This window comes from Bradyrhizobium sp. NBAIM08, assembly GCF_020193935.1.
GTDB classification, from domain to species: Bacteria; Pseudomonadota; Alphaproteobacteria; order Rhizobiales; family Xanthobacteraceae; genus Bradyrhizobium; species Bradyrhizobium yuanmingense.
This window is the reverse complement of sequence record NZ_JADYVR010000165.1, coordinates 1-470: the sequence shown is the minus strand read 5'-3', so window position 1 is coordinate 470 and position 470 is coordinate 1. Positions and strand designations below refer to the sequence as shown.

General features: G+C 63.8%; 1 protein-coding gene. It reads left to right on the top strand.

Annotation, left to right across the window (positions count from 1 at the left end):
- Window positions 1-470 (top strand): autotransporter outer membrane beta-barrel domain-containing protein (locus I6F37_RS38935; protein WP_225154213.1); only part of this gene is annotated, 470 nt, incomplete at both ends.

Here is a 470-nt window from a genome sequence, read left to right as displayed (position 1 = left end):
ATATTCCGCTGGCGCTGCAATCGGCGACGATCGACCTGACCCAGATCGGTTTCACGGCCTCCGTCGACAGCGGGCCGTGGACCTGGGCCAGCGCGGTGGTGCACGGTTTCGGCAACATCAATTCGCGCCGCGACACCGGCTTTGGGCTGGCGACCGCCGGTTACAATGCGAGGCTCGACGGCGTGCTGAGCGAGATCAGCTATTATTGGACCAGGGACCAGGGCCGCATCGTGCCCAAGGCGGCGTTCGAGTATGTCCAGGCGCGGACCGGTTCGCTGCAGGAGATCGGCGGCCTCGATCCCGTGACGGCGACGGGCGCCACCGTCCAGCGCGGCCGGCTATTGATCGGCGCGGAGATCGGCCATTACTGGATCTTCGACGGCAAGATTTTCGATTTGTCGGGCTACGGCAAGTACGTCGACAATGTCGTGCAGAATTTCTCCGACATCACGGTTAGCCAGGGCGTGCAG